Raw genomic sequence first — 4,120 nt, 5'->3', positions numbered from 1 at the left:
GCCTTCGTTGGCCAGATGGATGTCGTCGGCGAGACGGATCTGCTGCAGCGCGATCATCGCGGCGGGTGGACTGTCGTGGTGAATGATCGCGCACGAGGCGAGCAACGGCAGCGCGAGCGACGCGAGCCAGCGGCCGAGTAGTGGTGTGGCTGGTTGCGTGGCCGGTCGTGTGCCTAGTCGTATGGCCGGTCGTATGGCTGGTCGTGTAGCTGGTCGTGTAGCTGGTCGTGTAGCTGGTCGTGTGACCAGTCGTACGGCCGGCACGCGCGTCAGGCGCCACAGGCTCAGTAAGCGCGGTAAGCGCAGCACGCGGCGCAGGATGCAAGCGAAGTGTGTCATCGCAGATCACCCCGCACTCGCGAATTCGCCGGACGCACGTTCGTCGGGCAACCAGCGTGGCAACCCGGCGAGCGCCGCATCGATCCGCAGCGCGAGCCGTTCCAGCGTTTCTGCGCCTGCCCTGCCCGCTACCGCTCCCGGCGCGGCGCGCAGTCCACTCGGGTCGAGCCGCGCCGGCGTCATCGCAGCCGGTGGCTCGGCCGCGAGCTGTGACGCGTATCGCTCCAGCGCATCCGCGACATCCGACTGAAACTTCGCCGCGCGCTCCATCGGTGCGCTTGCCGACACATTGATCATCGCTTCATGGTGAAACGCTTCGATCGCGATGAGCAGCGCACGGCTCTGCGCGAGCATCGTCTGCGACAGCAGCGTAATACGTGTCGTCTCTCCCTCGCGCCAGTCGGGTTCGAGCGCGACACGCGCCAAGACCATCTCGCAATCAGCGACCATGGCCCACGTTTCAACTACCGCCTGCGAATCCGTCGCGCGTGGGCCGGTGAGCACCGCCTTCGCCTCGATGCGCGCCAGCGCCGCGATCTTGCGCAATATCGACGTCAGTTGCGTACGCAGGCCATCCGATTCGCGTTCCGGCCACATCGAAATCTGGATGAAGGTGGCCACACCGACACCCAGGATGATGCCGACGATCCGGTCGCGGATCTCGGTGAGATCTGACGGCGGCGAGAACGATTCGAGCAGCGCCAGCGCAAACGTAAACATGATCTGGATCCCGGCATAGGCGCTCCGATCGGAACCCGCCGACACCCAGGCGCCGAGCGCGATCACGGGCAAGCTCATCAGCAGCAGCCCCGTCACGCTTTCCAGTTGCGGAATCACGAACGCGACCATGAACAGCGCCAGTGCACTCCCGATCAGTGCGCCGGTGATCCGCAGCACGCCCTGGCGGCTCGACGCGCCAAGGCTCGGCAGCGCGACCACGAGACACGTCAGCATGATCGTATGGATACCCGGCCAGTCCACCGCGTTGTAGAACACGTAGCAGATCAGTACCGAGAACAGCGTACGCAGCGAGAAGCGCGCGTAACGCGGATTCGCGAAGACATCCGGTTCGGGCTGCGCGGGACGCGCCGCCGCTTTCGTCGCTTGCTCCGCTTGCTCCGCTTTCTCCGCTTTCTCCGCTGCACTGCCGGCGGCCGCCTCATCCGGCGGCGTCGGCGCGACGGCACCCCGCGTGGCGTCGGAGAACGCGTTGAGCGCGCGTTGCATCGCGTCGAGCGCCGGTATCGAGGTCGACACCGGCGCCTGGCCCGATGCGCTCCAGTGCAGCCATTGCACGTTGTCGCCAATCGCGTGATCGAGCGACACGAGTTCGTCCTGCACCACGCGGATGGCATCGATCTGCCCGGCGTCGTGCGTGACTGCATGGGCATGGTCAGGCAGCACCGCCGCGGCTTCGAAGATGCGCGATACCACGGTCACGCAGGCCAACCATGCCGAGGCATCTTCCTCGCTGTAGTGGTGACGCATGGTTGAAAAGCGCAACAGCTTCTGCAACGCGAGTGCGCCGCGCTCGAGATCGAGCGAGCCGATGCGCACGGCCGGCACATTCGCGTCGATCATCACCGCGAGCCGCGCATGGGCCGTCGCGAGCTGCCGTTGCATGGCGGCGCGCAACTGCCGCTCCGGTTCGGCTGGCAGAAACAGCGTGTTGATGATCAGCGACAGGACAACTGAGTAGTTGACCGCCACCCACACCCACAGACAGTCCCGCACCAGCGCTTCCGCGTTATCGGTCCGATCGGCAAAGGTCTGCGCGTAAATCACGATCAGCGCGACGAGAAAGAACACCAGCCCCAGTTTCGCCACGGCCCGAATCAGATAAGCGCTGCAAAAAAAGATCGCGCTTGCGACGATGATGCGCAGCAGCGGGTAGTCGAACGTCAGCCGGTAGACGCCGATGATGCAGGCGATCGCGCAGGTCGTGCCGATCACAATACTCAATGCGACCACGCGGGTCATCACGATGTTCGACTGCGTAACGAAGAACACCGCTATCATCGACAACGCCAGCTCCGGCAGCTGCAAGGTCATCGACACGACAATCACGATCGCGCAGCCGAGCACGCAGCGCATGGTCACGTTGGCGCGCCCCGGAAACCCGCCAAGCTCCGAGCGCAGGAAGGCGGCCAGTTGCCCGAGCGGCCGCGGCCAGGCGAGACCGCGCCCGACGCCGTCGAGCCCGCTCATGACGGCGCTCCATTGGGTGTCGCGCGACTGTCGCGATTGTCGCGACGATCAGGCTGCAGCACGGCGACAGCGGACGTGCCGATCCGGAACATCTGCGGATCGGGATGATCGACCAGGATCTTCACCGGAAAGCGCTGCGCGACGTGCACCCAGTTGATGCTGCGCTGGATGTTCGGCAGACCGTTCGCGGTGCCGCCGCCGTCCTGCGGATCGACGCCAAAGCCGATCGAATCGACTGAGCCGCTGAAACGGATGCGGGTATTGCTCATCAGGTACACGGTCGCGCGAGTGCCGGGCCGGATTTTGCCGAGCTCGTTCTCGCGGAAATTGGCGATCACGTACCAGTGCCGCGTATCGATCAGCGTGAAAACGGGTTTTTGCGCGGACACGAATTGCCCGACGGACGTGCGCAGTTCGACGACGCGGCCGTCGAACGGTGCGCGCACGGTCGCATATTCCAGGTTGAGCTGCGCCGTCGAGATTTCAGCCGTCAGCACCGCGCGCTGCGCGACGAGCGCAGCGACGCTGCTGACCGCCGCCTGCGCTTCGCGGGCCTGCGCTTGCGCGGCCGCAAGCTCGGCGAGCGCCGAGCGTTGCGTGGTACGCGCGCGCTCCAGATCGTCGGCGGAAATGTAGCCCTTCCCGATCAGCGGCTCCATTCTCGCCAGCGTGTCCCCCGCCTGCTTCGCGGCGGCCTGTGCGCGCGCGACCGACGACTTCGCCGCGTCGGCACTGAATCCTTGTGCATTGACGGTGCGCTGGGTCAGTGGAATCTGCGCATCGAGTTGCGCGAGCGCCGCCTGGGCGCGCTGCAACGCGAACTGATACGGCCGCGGGTCGATCTCGAACAGCAGATCGCCCTGCTTCACCGCCTGGTTGTTGCGCACCGCGAGCGTGACGATCTTGCCGCTGACTTCGGGCGAGACGCCGATCGTGTCGGCATACGCATACGCGTCGTCGGTACGCGGCGCGGTATCCACGCGCCAGATCACGGCGATGACCGCGATGACGGCCAGCACGATCAGCAGCAAGGCGGGCCAGCTTCGCGGACGCTGCTTTCCTGCGTCCGTACTTTGGGCAGCGGTCATGGTCAGAGGGTCGGTAAGAGATTGAAGCCTATTGCCCAGAGCGCGATCGAGAACAGCACCGTCAGCGCCGGGTAGACAATCGCGGGCGGCGCGAGCCAATCGCCGCGGCCGCTCTTCGACAGCAGTACGTGCACGCATGCGACCAGCAGCACGCCGCCCGCGATGCTGAACAGCCAGTCCGGAAAATACGCGCCCAGCACGCCGACCGACGGCGCGTCGCTACAGGCAGTCAGCGTCACGCACGAGATCAGCATCGTCCACGCATGGCGCCCAGGGCGCAAACCACTCGACATCGCCGGCTCCCCTCGATGGTAGGCATTGAGGCAATACAGACAACTATGGTGTCGCAGCTCAGCCGGGCGTGCTTTAGGATCCGCACGGTAACGTATCGAAATCGCACAAACCGGCGCATCGATGTCGAAAGGAACGATCGAAAGGGGATCGTGCCCGCAGCGGAGCAATCGGCAATAGGACTATTTCCCGGT

At 65.3% G+C, this 4,120-nt stretch carries 3 protein-coding genes; all 3 read right to left on the bottom strand.

The window, feature by feature from the left end:
• Positions 1-345: 345 nt before the first annotated feature.
• From GNZ12_RS11635 to GNZ12_RS11625, 3 genes are read right to left on the bottom strand one after another with little or no spacing between them, the layout of a single operon-like run.
• Positions 346-2,547 (bottom strand): FUSC family protein, encoded by a 2,202-nt coding sequence (locus GNZ12_RS11635; RefSeq protein WP_172310479.1) that lies wholly within the window; start codon positions 2,545-2,547, stop codon positions 346-348.
• Positions 2,544-3,635: a multidrug transporter subunit MdtN gene (gene mdtN, locus GNZ12_RS11630; RefSeq protein WP_172310478.1), complete on the bottom strand. Its 1,092-nt coding sequence runs from the start codon at positions 3,633-3,635 to the stop codon at positions 2,544-2,546. The genes GNZ12_RS11635 and mdtN overlap by 4 nt, the downstream gene beginning before the upstream one ends.
• A 2-nt stretch (positions 3,636-3,637) precedes the next feature.
• Positions 3,638-3,928, bottom strand: a complete 291-nt coding sequence (locus tag GNZ12_RS11625) for a YtcA family lipoprotein (protein ID WP_235993693.1) — start codon at positions 3,926-3,928, stop codon at positions 3,638-3,640.
• Between the last annotated feature and the right edge of the window lie 192 nt (positions 3,929-4,120).

It is taken from the genome of Paraburkholderia solitsugae, from assembly GCF_013177695.1.
Classification (GTDB): domain Bacteria; phylum Pseudomonadota; class Gammaproteobacteria; order Burkholderiales; family Burkholderiaceae; genus Paraburkholderia; species Paraburkholderia solitsugae.
This window is presented reverse-complemented; position numbering and strand designations above follow the sequence as displayed.